Source organism: Methylomonas paludis, assembly GCF_018734325.1.
In the GTDB taxonomy this organism is placed as follows: Bacteria; Pseudomonadota; Gammaproteobacteria; order Methylococcales; family Methylomonadaceae; genus Methylomonas; species Methylomonas paludis.
On record NZ_CP073754.1, the window covers coordinates 2,767,108 to 2,784,691 of the forward strand.

19 protein-coding genes are annotated in these 17,584 nt (G+C 46.9%); 4 read left to right on the plus strand and 15 right to left on the minus strand.

The annotated features are described in order from the left end of the window. Positions 1-2: 2 nt before the first annotated feature. The 13 genes from mnmM to KEF85_RS12460 form a co-directional block, all read right to left on the minus strand. Entirely contained in the window at positions 3-578 is a 576-nt protein-coding gene (gene mnmM / locus KEF85_RS12400) for a tRNA 5-(aminomethyl)-2-thiouridylate-methyltransferase MnmM (RefSeq protein WP_215581021.1), read from the minus strand. Further along, entirely contained in the window at positions 556-1,611 is a 1,056-nt protein-coding gene (locus KEF85_RS12405; RefSeq protein WP_215581023.1) for an NAD(P)/FAD-dependent oxidoreductase, read from the minus strand. Before KEF85_RS12405 ends, mnmM begins: the two co-directional genes overlap by 23 nt. A gap of 105 nt (positions 1,612-1,716) precedes the next feature. Next, positions 1,717-2,574 (minus strand): vWA domain-containing protein, encoded by an 858-nt coding sequence (locus KEF85_RS12410; protein ID WP_215581025.1) that lies wholly within the window; start codon positions 2,572-2,574, stop codon positions 1,717-1,719. Positions 2,575-2,668: 94 nt separating this feature from the next. After that, the gene (locus KEF85_RS12415; RefSeq protein WP_215581027.1) at positions 2,669-3,232 is read right to left on the minus strand and encodes an MxaK protein; all 564 of its coding nucleotides are present in this window, start codon (positions 3,230-3,232) and stop codon (positions 2,669-2,671) included. Further along, complete coding sequence (locus tag KEF85_RS12420; protein ID WP_215581028.1) at positions 3,229-4,212, minus strand: vWA domain-containing protein; 984 nt, start codon at positions 4,210-4,212, stop codon at positions 3,229-3,231. The genes KEF85_RS12415 and KEF85_RS12420 overlap by 4 nt, the downstream gene beginning before the upstream one ends. Next, on the minus strand, positions 4,209-5,096 hold the full coding sequence (locus KEF85_RS12425) for a nonribosomal peptide synthetase MxaA (RefSeq protein WP_215581029.1): 888 nt from the start codon (positions 5,094-5,096) through the stop codon (positions 4,209-4,211). The genes KEF85_RS12420 and KEF85_RS12425 overlap by 4 nt, the downstream gene beginning before the upstream one ends. Beyond that, entirely contained in the window at positions 5,093-5,947 is an 855-nt protein-coding gene (locus KEF85_RS12430) for a DUF58 domain-containing protein (RefSeq protein ID WP_215581030.1), read from the minus strand. Before KEF85_RS12430 ends, KEF85_RS12425 begins: the two co-directional genes overlap by 4 nt. 6 nt (positions 5,948-5,953) lie before the next feature. Then, a complete protein-coding gene (locus tag KEF85_RS12435; RefSeq protein WP_215581031.1) occupies positions 5,954-6,580 on the minus strand; it encodes an MxaP protein in 627 nt (208 codons plus the stop codon). 42 nt (positions 6,581-6,622) lie between these two features. Continuing rightward, entirely contained in the window at positions 6,623-7,645 is a 1,023-nt protein-coding gene (locus KEF85_RS12440) for an AAA family ATPase (RefSeq protein ID WP_215581032.1), read from the minus strand. 215 nt (positions 7,646-7,860) lie between these two features. Next, positions 7,861-8,142 (minus strand): methanol dehydrogenase [cytochrome c] subunit, encoded by a 282-nt coding sequence (locus KEF85_RS12445; RefSeq protein WP_215581034.1) that lies wholly within the window; start codon positions 8,140-8,142, stop codon positions 7,861-7,863. A gap of 13 nt (positions 8,143-8,155) precedes the next feature. Then, a complete protein-coding gene (gene moxG, locus KEF85_RS12450) occupies positions 8,156-8,602 on the minus strand; it encodes a cytochrome c(L), periplasmic (protein WP_425515602.1) in 447 nt (148 codons plus the stop codon). A gap of 10 nt (positions 8,603-8,612) precedes the next feature. Further along, positions 8,613-9,497, minus strand: a complete 885-nt coding sequence (gene moxJ / locus KEF85_RS12455) for a methanol oxidation system protein MoxJ (protein WP_215581037.1) — start codon at positions 9,495-9,497, stop codon at positions 8,613-8,615. A gap of 67 nt (positions 9,498-9,564) precedes the next feature. Beyond that, a complete protein-coding gene (locus KEF85_RS12460; protein WP_215581039.1) occupies positions 9,565-11,373 on the minus strand; it encodes a methanol/ethanol family PQQ-dependent dehydrogenase in 1,809 nt (602 codons plus the stop codon). A gap of 467 nt (positions 11,374-11,840) precedes the next feature. Between KEF85_RS12460 and KEF85_RS12465 the strand changes: the two genes are divergently transcribed. Then, a complete protein-coding gene (locus tag KEF85_RS12465) occupies positions 11,841-12,488 on the plus strand; it encodes a response regulator (RefSeq protein ID WP_215581041.1) in 648 nt (215 codons plus the stop codon). Between the two features lie 42 nt (positions 12,489-12,530). Here the strand turns inward: KEF85_RS12465 and KEF85_RS12470 are convergent, their stop codons facing one another. Together KEF85_RS12470 and KEF85_RS12475 are read right to left on the minus strand one after the other, a co-directional pair. Next, positions 12,531-13,022, minus strand: a complete 492-nt coding sequence (locus KEF85_RS12470; RefSeq protein WP_343222089.1) for an SRPBCC family protein — start codon at positions 13,020-13,022, stop codon at positions 12,531-12,533. A 238-nt stretch (positions 13,023-13,260) separates the two neighbouring features. Continuing rightward, positions 13,261-13,617, minus strand: coding sequence for a HopJ type III effector protein (locus tag KEF85_RS12475; RefSeq protein WP_215581043.1), 357 nt, complete (start codon positions 13,615-13,617; stop codon positions 13,261-13,263). A 189-nt stretch (positions 13,618-13,806) separates the two neighbouring features. Here KEF85_RS12475 and KEF85_RS12480 point away from each other — a divergent pair, with 189 nt between their 5' ends. The 3 genes from KEF85_RS12480 to KEF85_RS12490 are packed head-to-tail and all read left to right on the plus strand — an operon-like array spanning position 13,807 to position 17,566. Continuing rightward, positions 13,807-14,511, plus strand: a complete 705-nt coding sequence (locus KEF85_RS12480) for a polysaccharide biosynthesis/export family protein (RefSeq protein ID WP_246534931.1) — start codon at positions 13,807-13,809, stop codon at positions 14,509-14,511. A gap of 27 nt (positions 14,512-14,538) precedes the next feature. After that, positions 14,539-15,819 carry a porin family protein gene (locus tag KEF85_RS12485; RefSeq protein WP_215581045.1) on the plus strand — a complete coding sequence of 427 codons (1,281 nt, stop codon included), beginning with the start codon at positions 14,539-14,541 and terminating at the stop codon, positions 15,817-15,819. Between the two features lies 1 nt (position 15,820). After that, a complete protein-coding gene (locus tag KEF85_RS12490; protein WP_215581047.1) occupies positions 15,821-17,566 on the plus strand; it encodes a GumC family protein in 1,746 nt (581 codons plus the stop codon). Positions 17,567-17,584: the final 18 nt, after the last annotated feature.

Consider the following 17,584-nt stretch of genomic DNA (forward strand, 5'->3'; position numbering starts at 1 on the left):
AATCATAGCAGATGCGATTGCTTACGGATAACAAAAAGCCGGGGCGCATAGGGACGCGGATGCTGACTGTGGATCAGTTCAACCTGATAGTCAGGTTGTCGTTCCAGCCAATCGGACAAGGCCTGCACTTCTTGATCACCGCCTTGGTGCCCGGGATAGGCCAGTACTGTCATCATGCCCCGCTCAGCCAAAAATTTGCCAGCAGCATTCAGGGCAGCTAGTGTGGTGTGGCTTTGCGTGATCAGAGTCTTATCACCACCTGGCAGATAGCCTAAATTGAACATCACTGCTTTAATCTGACCTTTGAGGCTTTCCGGCAATAGGCGGAGCATTTGTGCATGACAAACATTAAACAGCGTGACTTTGTGCTGTGGATATTGCGCCAAGCGTGCCTGGGTAGCCGCTATGGCTTGAACCTGAATGTCAAATCCGTAGACACTACCCTGCTCTCCTACCCGTTGGGCTAAAAACAGCGCGTCGTGTCCATTCCCCAAGGTAGCGTCTATCGCCACATCACCGGGACACAAAATTTGCTCTAAACGATGATGGGCTATTTCAAGCAGTGAAACTGGTTGCATAATATCGTTGAATATCGCTGGTTTTAGGTAATGGCTGCTGGTTTGTTAGTGCAGCAATCAGCTGCAAGGCATGCCAAGGAATCGACAAACTGCCTTTGGCACCAAAGCCATTGAAAATGTGCAAGTTTTTATAATAGGGATGGCTGCCGACAAAAGCCTGTTTATCCAGGGTGGTGGGCCGAATACCGGCCTGATGTGAGGTGATGCTGACTGGCTTAAGCTGGGGACATACCTGTTGCAAGTCACTCAGCAATTTATCCTGTGCGGCTTGGCTGGGTAAGGTGTCGGTATTGCCATAACTGAAAGTTGCCCCGGTTTTAAAATGCCCGTCCGGCAAAGGTAAAAACCAGTGTCCATAATTAAGAATCAGCCGGGCATATTGGTCCGGCGTATGACAACTGAGTATTTCGCCTTTGGCCAATTGAAACGGCAAACCTCCAAACCAGGGATTGGCCAGCGCTTGATGGCCTTCACAAAACACAATATGGCGTGACTGTATATCTTGCCATTGTAAATAAGGTTGCAGGCTAATATCCTGATAATCCAGTTGCACTTGCCGATAACAACCCTGGGCAATAAAAAATGTGCGTAATGCTGTTAATAAGGCCTGAGTTCGTAAATACCCAGTCTGAGTCTGCGGCAACACACCAAATTCGGCAACTATTCCATCTACAGCTGGTTGCCATGCCTGTAGATAAGGTTGGTATTCTTGCTGCTGCAAACGTTGCAAGGCATAAGTTTGCTGGTTCGGGTTTTGCAAAATCCGCAACATCGGCATTTCTATCAAAAAGGCCTGGGCAAAAGCCTGACTTAATTGCTGATAACAGAGTTTTGCCGCCGGCAATAAAATTTCCATATCAGCCGCTTTCAACAAGCGTTTGCCGGTCACCGGATTGATCAATCCCGCCGCGACCTGGGAGGAATTGAGCTGAGCATTATCCAGCACTAACACACGGCATTGCTGCCGGATTAATTCCCAGGCCAGCAGGCTGCCGGCCAGTCCTTGCCCGACAATCAAAACATCAATCTGCATAGCTTAAGCGTGCCATAAGTTGGGTATTGGTTATTAAGCCGAAATGGTTTGGTATAGCACATCCATTCTTCAATGCTGAAGTCATAAAGGCTATGCCGGGATGGACTAAATAAACAGCAATAATACCAAAATCAATACCGTCAAAACATAATACCAGCGAATATCGGCCTCAACTTCAGTCAGTATGCCCAACTCGGGTGCTTGCAGGACTCGTTGCAAGTCTGCACTGTTTGTTAAACGCTGATACGCTAAGCCGGTTTCAGCGGCAAGTGATTGCAAATAGGGTTCCTGCAACGCACTAAGATGTTCGTTACCCTGCACTGCTGCTCGGCCAAAAGGTGCGTTTCGGGCATCATAGCCGTCAATTTTTTCTGGATTCAGATCGGATTCGCCAAAGGTGGAGCGCTGGGGAACATCATCTGGGCCATAGTTACCGGTACGCTGCCCGGAATTATTGAATTTCGGTATCGCCACTGCCCGCAAACCACCACTGCCAATGATGATACCTTTGACTTTTCCTTTCAGTTCACTAAAGTCGCTGCGGTAACGTAAGTTTAGCGGCGGCGCTTCCTGACCGTCGCTGATAAATACCAGTGCGGTGTTTGTGCCAAGCAATTGTTGCATACTGTTCAACAGGCCACTGCAGATCCGACTATCCGCAGCCCAGGCCATACGCCAATCCAGGGCGGCGATACTGTGATCCAGTTCGGCATAGGCCTGACATACTTCTATCGGTTGAAACAATATGTTCACCCGGCGCTCGGTAAACACGCCCAATCCGACTTGAGATTGACAGGGCAAGCGGCTTAATACTTTACGCAGACTGTGTTTGACAAACTCCAGCCGACTGACCGGCTTGTCCGCTAACTGGTAATCCTCTGAGTTCATGCTGCGGGTTATGTCGACAATTAACATTAACTTGGGCACTGACTGAGTTTGGCGCTGGCTGGGATATAAAGTCATGAGGAATAGCACCGGCAAACACAAGGCCAGGCAATAGATGCGAAAATCTTTAATAATCGATTTCAAAACCTGGTACTCGGTAAAGGATTAAGCATCATGGCAAGCCTCTGGGAAATCCGGGTAAGGTTGTCCATAATTGCGTTGGTGGCGTTTGTTGCGAGTCGGGCTGGTCGTTGCTGATACGATCAAACTCCGGCAACAGTCGTAACGCCACTTCCAGATTATATTTGGCATCCCAGAAGCCGCTGTCCAGTCGCAAGGCCTGCCGATACGCCTGTTTAGCAAGACTTAGCAGCGGCAAGGCCTGATTGATATGGGCGCCTGCAATTTCTGCCTGTGCTGCTGACAGATAGACATTGCCCAGATTGTACCGGCTCATAGCCTGAAAATGCTGGTCACCTTGACCAACAATCAGACTCAATGTCGCCAGAGCTTCCTGAAACCGCTGGTGTTGATGCAGATAAATGGCGCGCGCCAAGCGTAGTTCAGGTGCCGAGCCTTGCAGTTGTTCAAGCGCTATATCATGCCCGGCCGCCAGTGTTGCCAAGCATAGATTTTGGCGTTGCAGCTGATATATTTTCCAACATTCGCCTACTGCAAACCCTATGCTGCTCAGTAACACCAGCCAGATTAATTGATGTTTGACTGCCCTCATCATTTACGCACCTCGCAATATTTCACGATTAGCCATATCCCAATTAAGCCTGCCAAAAAACGATAACATTCAGTGCTTAAATCTTGTTTGGGCTGCAATTCCTGATAATGTAAGGGCAATTGTTCCAGTTGATTAATATCGGCGATAGCTTTTTGCATAGCCGCCGGATTTTCGGCCTCATAGGCCTGATAGGGGATAGCCAAGCTGTTAAAAAACAGGTGCAAATAACGCTCCGGCATGGCCTGGGCATTATCATCGCCCGGCTGTTCCGGCTCTGAAAAAATGCCTGGATTGTTATCTGTGCGCAGAAATAGCCAGTACAAGCGCACCTGCTGTTGTTTGAACAAGGTTCTTAAAGCTGCTTCGCTATCGGGATCAATTACCGCCGCACCGTCCGACACCAGTAAAACCAGTCTTGATCCAAGCATGGGCTGCTGATCGAAATAGGTCAATGCTAGCCCCAAACCTTTACTGATATTGGTATAGGCCAAAGCCGGCGCAGCGGTTGCATCTATGGCGGCATGTAAGGCCACTTTATTTTCAGTGAGAGGCATCACCATTAGCGGTGCCGTACTGTAAGCAGCGATACCAATGCGATCATGCGGCCTATGATCGATAAATTCCTTGAGCAGTCGGCGTGCTGCAGCAGCTTTGGATTGTTCCTGGCCAATTGGGGTCTTGCCGGCAAAACTTTGGTCCATACTATTGCTACGATCCAGCAACAGCACTATATGTGCTCCATTACCAATACGTTCGATTTTTTGGGCCTGCAGATATATTCCTGACAAACCCAAAACGGCAACAGCGATGGTTACCGTAGCCAGCAGCCGGATTAAAATCGTCAGGATTTGCGATAATGAATCGGCGGGTATCAGCACCAGCCAGGGATAAGGTCGGAATGGCATGCTGTTTCTGAACCAGGGCAGTAACGTCAGCAGTAAGCCGGTCAAAGCCCAGGGTGTTTCAAAACCCAGATTATTCATCGGCTCCCCCGTTCGATTTCCCGACATAGGCGTGATAAATCTTCCAGTTTGCCCCATGTTTCGATCTCTAGGCTGGAGTTGTTACTGTATAGAAACTGGTTGGAAAAATTGAAAAACCAGTCGAGCTGAGGCGCAATGCTTTGATATTCGGGATACACGCGGTAAAACTCTGCCAACTTATGTTTAAACAAGGCCTGACCATATAAGCTGTTGAAGGCGTGATGCATGACTGCGAGCCCTCGGCCCAGTTCGGTTTTGGGTAACTGTTCCAATTGGCGGATTGCCTGTTTAAAAATTCGCCGTTGACCCATGGCTGGAAAATACCCGTATTGAAAGGCCAGATAGCCGGCACAACCCAAAGCTAAACTTAAATACAGGCTCAATGCCAGACTAGCCGTAGCCAGCGGCTCTGGCGCTAGATCTGGCCGCATATACCGATTACCCTGTTGATCTGTTCTGACAGCCAGTTCCTGTAAAGGCGATACACTAAACTGCCAGGCCGGTACCACTTGGGTCACGGCATTACCGTACTGATTAAATTCCAGATTAAAACCGGGGATTGTCAGAGTTTTCACTTCAGGGGCTGCATAAAATATTTGATAACTCAAATCAATCACAGTGGTGTGTGTGTCCGGTTGCCCCCTAATCTCGACTCGATTGAGTTGCAACCAGCGATTCACTGCGCCTTCAGCGGGTACGCTGTGAGGATTTAACTGCAGGTCAGCCCGACTTTGCACGCTGATACGATGGTGAATTTCGTCGCCAATCAGATAACCGAACGGTCGCGGGGTCTGCCAGGTAAAGTGGCTGAGTGCTGGTGGGGGCAGATTTGAGCAAGCACTGAGTAGCCCACTTAATATCAGCGCTGGGCTAAAATATTTCATAGGGCTTGCTGTTGAAAATAGTGCGTTAATACTTCCGATCGATATTCACCATCCATGAATAATGCTTCTCTGCCAAACTCCCGGCAGGTACGCAGCACTAATTGCCGACGCTGAGCAAATGCCTGGTTGATGCGTTGTTGTAAGGCGGGCCGCATCCATAAAGTTCGGGATCGCCCGGTTTCCAGGTCTTTAAAATTGACCAAACCCCATTTGGGTAATTCGGCATATTCGCCCTGATCCCATAACACCAACGGCACCACACGATGCGCTGACAAGATTTGCAGAATATGGCGCAAGCGTGTTAAATCAAAGTGGTAGTCTGACACCAGAAATAACAATGCAGGCCTACTAGGCAATACAGGTGCTAACTGAACCAAGCTTTCGGCTGTACCTTGGCATTGCCAATCAAGCAAGTGTTCTGTCAGCTTGCGTACTTGATGCAGATCGGTGCCTGCCGGTAATAACCAACGCCGATCCAGATGTTGTCCGCAACCGATAAAACCAAAATGATCGCCACACTGGAGCGCAGACTGTGCTGCTGACAGGACAAAATCCGCCAGCACCGAAAGTTTGGTGTGAACACCCCGATAAGCCATCGATGCCGATAAATCGGCAATAACATAGACATTCAATTTGCTAGGTTGCTGAAATACCCGCACCCGATAGTGCTGAAACACATCCAATACACTGGCTCTCAGATCAATGCGGCGCGGATCGGGATAAGCCAATAATGGTTCATGGCGCATAAATAATTGACCGCCACCCAACATCTGGCCTGGATGAGCACCTGGATAGGCACTTGATCCCAACCGGGCTATACGGTAATCAAAACAGTTTATGGGTTTAGTCATGGCTGTTTATTGATAAACCAGCAAATACAAGCCAATCCCGGTGAAGCTTAAATACAGGGGTGCTAAATATTTGAGCGGCACTTTCAGTAACAGGTTGACCAATCCTGAACAATATTGATCATCACGGTTATAAATCGATTCTCCTAACAGCCAGAGGAAGGCATTGATAAACATCAAGCCCAATATCGCAAACAGGCCAACATTGCTGAACAGGAAAGATTTGGTAGCCAACAGTGTCATTTTCTCACTGGTGTGTAATAAGTTGGCCAGCAGAATGCCTATCATCAAGCTGCCTTCATCAAAGGCAACCAGAAAAAAAGTGTAACTGAGCCGACGCAACAATCGGTCTATTACCTGAATGCGTGGTGCTTTTGGGCTAAAATAAAGCAGTGGTATACTTAAACTGAACAGTAACAGCCCAATCACGGCCAGCAAAATCCAAAAGTTATAACCCACTGCGTCGTTAACTGCATTGGTGTAATAAGCTGCGTAGGCCAGATCTGCTTGTTGATCAAGAAAATTGGCGACTAAAGCGCCCGTCAGACCGACTCCGGACCAGGTCAGAAAAGTTTCCAGCCCCTGACTCAGACCGGATTTGGGAATACTGAGTTTAATTAATATACCGATTTGCATGGTGTTCAAAAGCCAATGGATTTGTGGTGTGCCTCAAAGCAACTAAGGCGCCGCGATGGTATTCAAAATGCCCTTAACCAGCTCCGGCATGATGTGCTCCCTGCGATAGCCATATCCGGGATTTAGAAAGATGCGATGAGTCATTATTACCTGATACACTGCTTGCATATCTTCTGGTAATAGCATGGTTCTTTGTTCTAACCAGGCTCTGACCTTGGCGGCGCGAATAAAGTAACTCATCCCGCGCGGACTGGCTCCAGCCAGTATCAATTGGCCCATATCAACATCACTTATTCGGATACCATAATGCTGTGGCTCATTACTGGCTTTCCATAAGTCCAGGGCATAACGGCGCAGAGTGACGCTGGTTTGAATAGTGTTTTGTATGGTCTGAGACAATTGGTTTAGTTTGTCGTAGACCAAAACATCTGGCTCCAGCTCGGCCACCAAAGCATCGACATCATGATAACGCTGGTTAAACATCAATTCGTCGAGCACGGCGTCATCTATAGGCCGGTTAATGGTAATTTCCATCATAAAGCGATCCCGCGCTGCGGCGGGCAATTCGAAGGTTTCCTCTTTTTCCACCCGGTTGCGATCGGCAAATACCTGGACGTGCGGTAATCGGTATTCCCGATTGAAAGCACTAATGCTGCGTTCCGCCATGACCCGTAACAGCAAGGCATGAACTTGCGGGCGGGCCCGATTGATTTCGTTAAAAAAGAAGATGGATAATTGTTCACCCTGTTTTAGCAAAGGCCCCGGTTCGACGCAAGGTCTGCCATCCTGATTCAAATAGGTGTAATAAAGCAGATCTGCAGGCATTAGATCAATGGCGCCCTCAATACGCTGGTAATGTCCCCCCAGGCCTTGGGCCATGGCGCGCAACAAGGTGGTTTTACCTACGCCGACCTGACCTTCCAGCAAAACGTGACCACGTGCGAATACCGCCAGCAGCAGATGGCGCACAGCTTGTTGCTGACCAATCACCGCACGGTTGATTTGATTTTCAAATTGTAAGGCCTGATCGCGCCAGGTGCCTAGCTGGTTATCTGTATTGTTCATAAATTCTTTAAAAAACTCCGATGCAGCCCTAGTGCAGCTTTATCGGAGCTGTGAGGTTTACTAGTCTTAACAAAATAGCGGCTATTGCAAAATCCATTGCGGTAGCCGCCGGAATACTGTCTTGACGACAGCTGAATAAGCCGAAGGGGTACGACTTATCTTTCGATTTCCGCGATCCGGCTCAGAAATCCAAAATGACAATTGCGACAGCCTGATTAATTTGCTTCGATGTCATAAACAAACTTGCCGGTTTTGCTCAGTGTTTCCCAGCGTTTCTGGTTACGAGCCTCCATATCCTTAATGGATAGTGCCTGTTTGCTCAACTCGTTAGGATCATGCTTGGGATCGTACTTGCTACCGGCGACTTTTTCCGGATAACCGGGTTTTGGTTCCCAACAGTTGCCGGCTTCCTTGCATTTGGTGCCATCGTAGGCTTGTGCCGTCATCGTCAAGCTGCCGACCAGTAAGGCCAGACTTAACATCAATTGTTTTTTCATCTTGTGCTCCTCATTAATGTTTTAACCATTCGGCTTTCTTGGGATCGCCTTTATAGATATGGCGGATAAAAGCCATGATGTGCAGTAATTCGTCACTACTGAAATTGACGTATTGCGGCCCCATCATGCCGTTTGCCCCACCAAACAGAATTTCGAACAAGCCCTGATCGCTGGCCGCACGCGGGTAAGTCCAATAATCGTCGGCCAATCCCGGCCCAAGCTTGCCTTCAGCCTCATGGCCGTGACACCCCGAACAGCCTGTCATATACAGACTTTCGCCTTTTTTTACCGCTTCCGCATCCGTGTTGTAAGGATTTTTACCGGTTTGCATAAACTGTTTGAAAATCTCGGTATTGCCGCCTTTCTTAGCAAAACTCAAATCCAGAACTTCGCCAGTCAAGGCATTGCGCAGGGTAATGTCGGCTTGGGCCTGAGTTAGACCGCCCAGCCCCACCGTCATTAACGCCACGCTAAAAATGGTGCTTAATTTCATGATTGAATGTTTCCTGTTGGTTCATTGACACAGCCATTTCGTCTGCATCCAGCAAGGGTATGCCTTCCGCAGTCAACAGCTGATTTATTTCATCCTGCTTGTCGGTAATGATCTGGTTCAACTGGGTCAGTAAAGCAGTCTCGCCCTTGCGCACACCAATAGAGGTGCTGTAATGAAAACCCACTTTTTCGCCGTCCGCCCGCTGGTTATTGTCCGGAATAATCGTCATGGTCAAGGGCGTACCAGCCGCCTTGACATAACGTGCTGCCGCCGGCCCCCACAGTACTGCCAGTTCGGCTTTGCCGCTGACCACTTCATTCACCAGTTTGTCGGTTTCATATTTGACATACTGATTACGCCGTGACTTAAAGCCCACCAGTTCCTGCTGGTAATTGAACATATCGTTATAACGACCTATGGCCCGCATCATGGTTTCCGCAGGGGTGCCAGGCACAAAAGCTATACGTTTGGCTTGGTACAACACTTCGTTGTCCCAGTTTTGCAAAGCCAGATCATCCTGAGTGCGGCTAATAAACACATAAGCCGAACGGTAATACGGCTGGGTAGTCAATAGACGTGGATCGCCCTGATCAACACCGATCACCACATCACACAGACCTTTATCGACAAAATCACGCACAAAATAACGCGGATCACTCCAGTACACATTTTCCAGTCGGCGACCCATCTGTTCAGCTAAGAACTGGGCCAGTTTATTTTCAAAACCGGTTCCGTCCTTGCTGGAATACGGCATTTCGTTTTCGGCGCTGCAGACTTTCAAGGTTTGCTGTTCGGCATGGCCGCAACGGCTACCGAACAGCGTCACCCACAGCAGCGGGTATATCATCAATATCTTTTTCATGATTTTAGGTTCCGATCAAGAGTGGGTAAAATATTTACCCACTCTGTATTACCAGGGAAAAGCAGGGTTACAGCGAGAACACCATCACGCCACCGCCCATTTGGGTATAGTGCGCCAGCTCTTTGAAAGCACCCACGGCACCTAGACCTGCGGTTGGATCGGCCAGATCGAACACCAGACCCACGCCCGGCCAGCCGCCGACACCGTAATAAATAGCCACATACTGTTTATTATTGTGTTTATATGTAATTGGATGACCGATAACACCGGAAGGCAGTTTAAACTTCCAAAGCTCTTCACCGGTGCGGGTGTTGCGGGCCTTGATATAACCATCAAGAGTGCCATAGAACACTAGGTCACCAGCAGTAGCGGTTGTACCGCCCCAAACCGCGAACTTCTCCTGAACTTCCCACTCGATCTTACCGGTTACCGAGTTCATGGCTTTAACCTGACCCAAAGTGCCTTTCGGACCCGGATACATGTTCAAAGTTGCGCCCACAAAAAACTGGCCGGCTCGATATGGCAGCATGAAAGGTTCCCAGTCCATGCAGATATGGTTGGTACCCATGAAGAACAGTTTTTTGTCCGGATCGTAGGATTCGATACCCTGATTGTGATAACCCATCGCCGATGGACAAATACCGGTAGCCTGATGATCCATATGAGTTGAATACTCTGGATCGCGAATCGGCAGACCGGTGCGCAAATCCACTTTTTTCACCCAGTTGACAGTGTCATCAATCTTGAACGCATTGACCAGAGTTCCGTCTTCGCGGTTCAGAGTGTAGACCAGACCGTTACGATCAGGATGGGTCAGCAATTTAGTCAACTTGCCATTCACCACTTGCTCGGACAGCCCCATGTAGTTGACACCAGCATAGTCCCACTCGTCGTGCGGGGTTTTTTGATAGCCGAATTTAGCTTCACCAGTATTGACGTCACGACCCCAGATGGTCATCGTCCATTTATTATCTCCCGGACGCATGGTTTCATTCCACGGCGCAGGATTGCCAGAACCGTAGTACAACATCTCCAAATCGCTATCATAGGCATACCAGCCCCAGTTGGTGCCGCCACCGATTTTCCAGGCATCACCTTCCCAGGTTTTCTGGCCCAGACCGAATTGACCGTAATGCGGATTGGCGCTATTGAAATCTTTAGAGAGCTTCAAATCTTCGTCCGGGCCTGTTGCGTAAACTCGCCAAGCCTGTTTGCCGTCCTTAATATCATACGCTGTAGCATAACCACGCACCCCAAGCTCGGCGCCGGCGCTACCAATAATGACTTTGTCCTTAACAACGAAAGGCGCACCGGTCAGCGTTGAACCCATGGCAATGTCGGAGTTTTCCATTTTCCACAACAACTCGCCGGTCTTGGCGTTCAGCGCCACTACGTGTCCGTCCAACTGGTTCAAAAATATGGTGGCAGGGTAATTCTTGCCGGCCGGCGCATAGGCCAGACCGCGATTGACCACATCGCAACAGGCCACCGCCCGTGCCGCCGGGTTTTGCTTGGGTTTGAACTGCCACAAAATCCGATCAGGCTGATTCAGATCCAACGCAAATACATTATTCGGATACGGGGTATGCACATACATGATGCCGTCCACTACCAGCGGGCCACCTTCGTGACCGTTCAGTACGCCAGTGGAAAACGACCACGCTACCTTCAAATTTTTGACGTTGTTAGCATTAATATCGATCATTTCACTGTAGTGAGTTGAACCATAATCCTTGGTTTGCATCACCCAGTTAGTATTTTGTTTGGACAATTGCTCCAGTTCCTTGTTGGCATGGGCAGCCTGGGACGCCGCCAACATACCGCCGGCTGCCAATATCGCTGTCCTCCATGAACGGCGCAAATTATGTTGTTGCATGATTCCTCCAGTTTTTATCGCTTTTTAGGTAGGCGTAAAGCTGTATACCAGTCGTTTTTGTCATGCCGGCTTTCTTTACCAAATCAGCATTACAACAATTAAGCGGTTTACAACCCTACGCACTGCCCGGCATCTTAAAGAAACCCAGGTGCGCAGCGTTACGGAATAATCCTTGAAATCACCGAGAATTAAGCCAAAAAAATCACCGCATTTTTCCCGGTAATCGACAAAGCCATGAGACAAGCTGTTCACACTGATTCATGGCAAACAATTACCTGATTTATTGCAATAAGTTCGCAGACCGAATCAGCCGAAATATCCTGCAGAAACATTGATCGGCCTGATAACTAGCCATTAATCAGGAAAACATCCTCTGAGTTACATGCTGAAATAGTGAGATATAAAAGCGCGGCCGAGTCCGGCTCTGCAGCGCCTTAATTCATGACACAAGCTAGTAAGGAGGCGATTTGTATAGCAAAATTAGTGTATTGCTGGTTGATGACCACGCAGTAGTGCGTACTGGTTATAAAACTTATTTATCCATTTCCGAACGCATTGGCGAAATTTACGAAGCTGATCGAGGTGAAAGTGCCTGCCAAATCTATGACCGGCATAACCCTGATGTGGTGGTAATGGATTTATCCATGCCGGGCCTGGGTGGATTTGAATGCATCCGCCGTTTGCTTGGTCGCCATAGTCTATGCAAAATTCTGGTGTTCAGTATTCATCATGAATTAGTCTACGTCACGCGCGCCATCAAAGCCGGTGCCAAGGGCTATATTACTAAAAACAATGCCCCAGAAACTTTGATATCGGCGGTTTGCGCTCTGGCCGAAGGTCAAACCTATATTGAAGCCGAACTTGCCCAAAAAATGGCTGTGCATAATGCTCTGGATTTTGACGAATACACTAGAATTAAAGATCTGTCGCCGCGTGAGTTCGATATTTTTTGTTTGCTGGCAAGCGGCCTATCCTGTAAAGAGGCTGCAGAGAAATTATGCCTAAGTTATAAAACGGTGAGTAATCACAGCACCGCCATAAAAGAAAAGCTGGATATTAAGACCATGTCTGAATTAGCCCTGTTGGCCAGCCGACAGGGCATCGTTAAAACCTAGCCGCAGCAGATTGTCCTTGCTGCGGTCTGCTTTACCACAACTTCAATATGGTTTTTCAATATGGTTTTTCAAACCCTGTAAGCCCTGTTTGAAAAACTGGGTCACGGCGGCAACCGCGGCGGCATCGGTAAGATGTTCGGGCGGATTATTTCCGGTATCCCCCCGATAGAACCGACTTTTCAAACTGACAATGCTGCTATCGAGGGTATCGGCAGGACTTACTTTAATCTCCACAGTATAAGAGCTGGTCGGAAATGCCCTGGTATTTTCAGTTTTTAGCCGGTAGCTATATTCATGCCCTTCAGCATTATAGTAATCCAGTTCTTCGACCAAGGTTTCGTTATTGGCAAAAGTCAGTGTTCTGGTGCCACCTGAGGCGTTTTTGCCGTCTCCCTCACTTTTTTTCAGATCAGGATGCCAGAACCCTATGGCATCAAACTGATGTAATACAGCCCAGACTTTGCTAAGTGGAGCCTGAATAGTAATGGCTTCTTTGGCCTTTTGCGGCGTAGGTCCATGGCCGAAACTAGGCAAGCTAAACTGCAGGAGGCCGAGAAATATAAGAATGTGACGCATATCAATACCGTGAATAAAAACGGACATTATCCATGCAGTAGAACCAACAATCTTGGGAATTATTCTTGAATAATATGAGTATATTTTCCTTTTTACTCAATATGATGGATTGTTACGCCGCCCCTTTTTGTCTTGCCTTTACCAGCTAAACACCAATACTTTATCAAATCGACACATCCACCAAACCATGAATAAATTATTCTGCTCGAGCTTGTAACGCAACACCGCTAAAAACCATACCATCCCAACCATCGCGCATAAAGCGGCGAATATTCAAGTGATTACTGCCGTTAGGGTTGCCCAACACATCCTGCCGATAGTAATCACCAAACAAGGCCAAGGTTTGTGTCTGGTTCAAACCGTGTAATTTCGCAAAAGCAAAAATTTTACAAGACCCTTCGTTTTGTCCCGCTTGATTCAGTAGAGGCTCAACCAAACCGTTACTAAATTCAGTCGGCTGATATCGGTAAGCCTGATCAATTACAGCAATACTTTCCTGAAAATCAACGGATTCCCCATTTTTCACCCGCTGCAATAAATCTGAAATTGCCATTGATTTACTCTCACCCTGATTTTGTTATACAATTAAACTTCATAGGATACGCTAAGCGAACAGCCCATGCGTAAACTTGCTATTGTCTTACTTTTGTTATATTTTGTCTTTACAATTTAGATTTGATTTGGCAGGATTGCTATGCTGCATGGATCGCAACGATAAACTTAGTAAAAAAAGGGATATATTTTGAAACAGTTACCGGCTTTTTTATCTTTTTGTCTGCTGTTTTCTGCCATGACGCCTCATGCCGCTGATAGCATAGACAGCGGACAAGTTGACGCTCAAATCCAGGCCAGCCCGGTAGTCGCGACGCCACCAGCGTTTGAAACACCGAACTCGGCTCCACAGCCGCCTGCCGCCAAATTGCCGACAGCTCCGATTCCTGCTCTGGAAGTAAACAATCTCGCCAATTATTTACTTTCCCCAGGCGACACGCTGGAAATCACAGTATGGAAAGAGGAAGGCTTACAGCAACAGCAATATTTGATTTCACCAGATGGCACTATTATCTATCCATTGATAGGCACGGTACTGGCTGCCGGCAAAACCATTACCGAATTAAAAGATAATATCAGCAGCAAGCTTGCTGATTACATATCCGAACCATCCATTACAGTTAAGCTGTTAGGGTTTCAGGGCAACTCCATCTTTGTGATAGGCAAAGTCACAAGACCTGGTCAATTTTATACAGCACGCAAGATCGATGTGTTACAAGCCTTGAGTCTAGCGGGGGGCTTAACAGTTTTTGCAGATGACAACTCAATCAGCATTCTGCGCCGGGTAGGCAATGAAGTAAAAGTTTTCCCGTTTGATTACAGTGATGTGATAAAAGGTAATGACCTTGAACAAAATATTCTGCTGGAACCCGGTGATACGGTAACAGTGCCTTAAGCGTATTTTAGATAGGGACAACTATCTATGAAGTTTAAAAAGGAATTTTTAATCACCACGCTGTTATCACTCACCAGCACCAGTCATGCTTTCGACTGGTTTGTGGATCCTCACTTTACTGTTACTGAACGTTATACAGATAATCTGCGCTTACTGGTAAAACCAACCCGTGACAATTTGATCACCACTTTGACACCGAGCATGCATTTTGGCTATTTAGCGGATAACAACGAACTGAAAGGTAGTTTTTTATGGAACCAATACCTCTATCATGGTGAGTCTACTCTGGATTTCAGTGAAAAAATTGTTAATCTCAATCACGCTTTTACGGCTGACCGCTGGCGCACCAATGTAACGGGAAGATATGCCATTGAGTCCACCATAACCACCCAAACCGATGTCAACAGTGGTGGTTTCGTTGTGGCTCAGTTGCCAAGAACCACCGAAAATATTGCCCCCGATATCACTTACCAGTTAACAGAGAAAAACTCCTTGCAGTTTGGAGCCTCTTACCTGGATGTCTCTTTCGACAAACATCCGAACCTGGCTTTTACCAATTACACCAATTCGCAGTTGTTTAGCACCCTGAATCACACTTATACAGAACAATTGTCATTTAATTTGACCGGTTCTTATTCCCTTTATGATACCGGTACTAACGGCGGTGTTACCTTTCTATACAATAATAATCCGCTATTACCTTATCAGGAAAACTATAAGCAAAATTCAGCAACTACCACTATCCAGGTCGGCTCCCAATACCTGTTTGACGAGCAAACCACCTTTTCAGCGACAGCGGGTTTAAGAGACACCAATTCGCACACTGCTTACCAATGTTCAGGCGGGTTTCTGGTGCCTGGCTGTCCGTCTGTGTCAACCCAATATTCCAGCACCACCAACGGTAAAATATTTTCAGCAGCGTTAAAACGCAGCTTTGAACGCGGCAACATCAATCTGTCTGCCAACCAACAATTGAATCCAGCTAGTACTGGAAGTCAACAACAAAGCACTGTGTTAAATGCCTCAGGCAATTATGAAATTTCTGATCGTTGGAGTATGGGGATATCGGGGATGTACCAAATTGTTGATGTCATTACCCCCAGTAGAAGTCCGGCATTATTCAACTTTAATCGTCACCTTACTACCATATCACCAAATGTACAGTGGAAATGGACACATGAAGTGTCGCTACTATTAAGTTATACCTATACTGACCAATATTTCCCATCATCGAATGTATCAGCAAAATCCGATAGTATTCAACTCCAATTCAATTATCAACCTCTAATCAATCGTCAGGTGAAATAGCGTGGAAAATCAAGCGCCCGATATTAAAGATTATTTAAAAATAATCAAAAGACGCAGTAAATTCGTCATCATTCCCTTCGTCGCTATTTCGCTGCTCAGCATCGTTCTTGCCGTAGTATTACCGTCGGTATTCCGTTCCAGCGCCACCATTCTGATTGAAGAACAGGAGATACCATCAGAATTGGTACGCTCTACTGTTACCACTTTTGCTGATCAGCGTATCCAGATTATCAGCCAACGCATCATGTCGCGCGTCAATCTGATGGAAATTGTTAAAAAATTCAATCTCTATACTGAAGATCTGAAATCCAAAACCGAAGAAAAAGTTTTGGACAAAATGCGTAAAAGTATCAAAGTCGAAACCATCAGTGCGGATGTTATTGATCCACGTAATGGTGTGCCTACAAAAGCGACCATAGCCTTTGTTTTAAGCTTTGACGACAACTCGCCTGCCCTATGCCAAAAAGTCGCCAATGAATTAGTCTCTTTGTTTTTGAAAGAAAACATTAAAACCCGCACCGAATCAGCCGATAATGCCGCATTGTTTTTACAAGAGGAATCTAAACGCCTGAAGGATAAGATTCAGGAAATTCAAACCAGATTAGCCGGATTTAAAGAGAAAAACCTGAATCTGCTGCCAGAAATCAGCCAGATGAATCAGCAGGAAGTGACAGCCTTAACTAATCAGTTACAGGCTCTGGACAATCAGGATCGCGCTGCCCAGGAACGCCGCTTTTATATGGAAGGCCAATTAGCTCAGGTTGATCCGAATACTTCGGCAACCAATGCGGTAGGTAACCGGGTGTTTGACATGAAAGACCGCCTTAAACAATTGCAGTCGGAATATCCTTCCTTATCAGCACATTATTCAGACACTCATCCTGATGTCGTCAAAACCAAACGTGAAATCGATTCACTGCAAAAAGAAATCGGCTCCAATACCGATGTCAATGACATTCATGGGGAATTAACTGCCAAGAAATCGGAACTGGCATTGATACTAAAACAATATTCTGACAAACATCCTGATGTTGTTAAACTACAAAAACAAATATCGGCATTGCAGCAAGAATTGGTTAATGCCAAAGAACATGAATATGCTAATGTCACTATCATGCCTGATAATCCGGCCTACATTACCCTGAAGACTCAGCTTGAATCTGTCGACAGTGAAATTAGATCGCTGGCCCAAACTCGCAGCCAAATGAATTCCAGAATTGCTGATTTACGTGAAAAACTGCGTCAATCCCCATTAGTGGAAAAAGAATATTTAGACATGCTGCAAGAACTGGATAACACCAATCAGCGTTATCGGGAAGTAAGCGCTCGAGAAATGGAAGCCGAAATTGCCCAACAACTGGAGATTCAGAAAAAAGGCGAGCGTTTTACCTTGATTGACCCGCCACAGGAACCACTGCAAGCCTTCAGCCCCAACCGCATTGTAATTTTATTTCTGGGCATGGTTGTAGCGATTGCTGGTGGATTCGGTACTGTTGCTCTAGTGGAACTGCTTGATTCAACTATCCATAGTGAAAAATCAATTGCAGCTATTCTAGGTTCTGCCCCGCTGGCCACGATCCCTTATTTGGAAAATGCCAAAGAAAGTATCGACCGGAAAAAGCGCCGGCTATCATTGCTGATTTCCATCCTGATATCCAGTATTGTGGCTGTTATTGCCTTTAACTTTATCATCATGCCGCTTGACGTTTTTTGGTTCAAATTGCTGCGAGTTCTCAGCACACTCTAATTTTTTAATGAGATAAAA

Coding starts and splice junctions, on each gene's coding strand:
- KEF85_RS12475 (WP_215581043.1), bottom strand. CDS start 13,617: ATGGCAATTTCAGATTTATTGCAGCGGGTGAAAAATGGGGAATCCGTT.
- KEF85_RS12430 (WP_215581030.1), bottom strand. CDS start 5,947: ATGACTAAACCCATAAACTGTTTTGATTACCGTATAGCCCGGTTGGGA.
- KEF85_RS12420 (WP_215581028.1), bottom strand. CDS start 4,212: ATGAATAATCTGGGTTTTGAAACACCCTGGGCTTTGACCGGCTTACTG.
- KEF85_RS12415 (WP_215581027.1), bottom strand. CDS start 3,232: ATGATGAGGGCAGTCAAACATCAATTAATCTGGCTGGTGTTACTGAGC.
- KEF85_RS12425 (WP_215581029.1), bottom strand. CDS start 5,096: ATGAAATATTTTAGCCCAGCGCTGATATTAAGTGGGCTACTCAGTGCT.
- KEF85_RS12485 (WP_215581045.1), top strand. CDS start 14,539: ATGAAGTTTAAAAAGGAATTTTTAATCACCACGCTGTTATCACTCACC.
- KEF85_RS12410 (WP_215581025.1), bottom strand. CDS start 2,574: ATGACTTTATATCCCAGCCAGCGCCAAACTCAGTCAGTGCCCAAGTTA.
- KEF85_RS12435 (WP_215581031.1), bottom strand. CDS start 6,580: ATGCAAATCGGTATATTAATTAAACTCAGTATTCCCAAATCCGGTCTG.
- moxG (WP_425515602.1), bottom strand. CDS start 8,602: ATGACGGTGGGGCTGGGCGGTCTAACTCAGGCCCAAGCCGACATTACC.
- mnmM (WP_215581021.1), bottom strand. CDS start 578: ATGCAACCAGTTTCACTGCTTGAAATAGCCCATCATCGTTTAGAGCAA.
- KEF85_RS12440 (WP_215581032.1), bottom strand. CDS start 7,645: ATGAACAATACAGATAACCAGCTAGGCACCTGGCGCGATCAGGCCTTA.
- KEF85_RS12405 (WP_215581023.1), bottom strand. CDS start 1,611: ATGCAGATTGATGTTTTGATTGTCGGGCAAGGACTGGCCGGCAGCCTG.
- moxJ (WP_215581037.1), bottom strand. CDS start 9,497: ATGAAAAAGATATTGATGATATACCCGCTGCTGTGGGTGACGCTGTTC.
- KEF85_RS12445 (WP_215581034.1), bottom strand. CDS start 8,142: ATGAAAAAACAATTGATGTTAAGTCTGGCCTTACTGGTCGGCAGCTTG.
- KEF85_RS12460 (WP_215581039.1), bottom strand. CDS start 11,373: ATGCAACAACATAATTTGCGCCGTTCATGGAGGACAGCGATATTGGCA.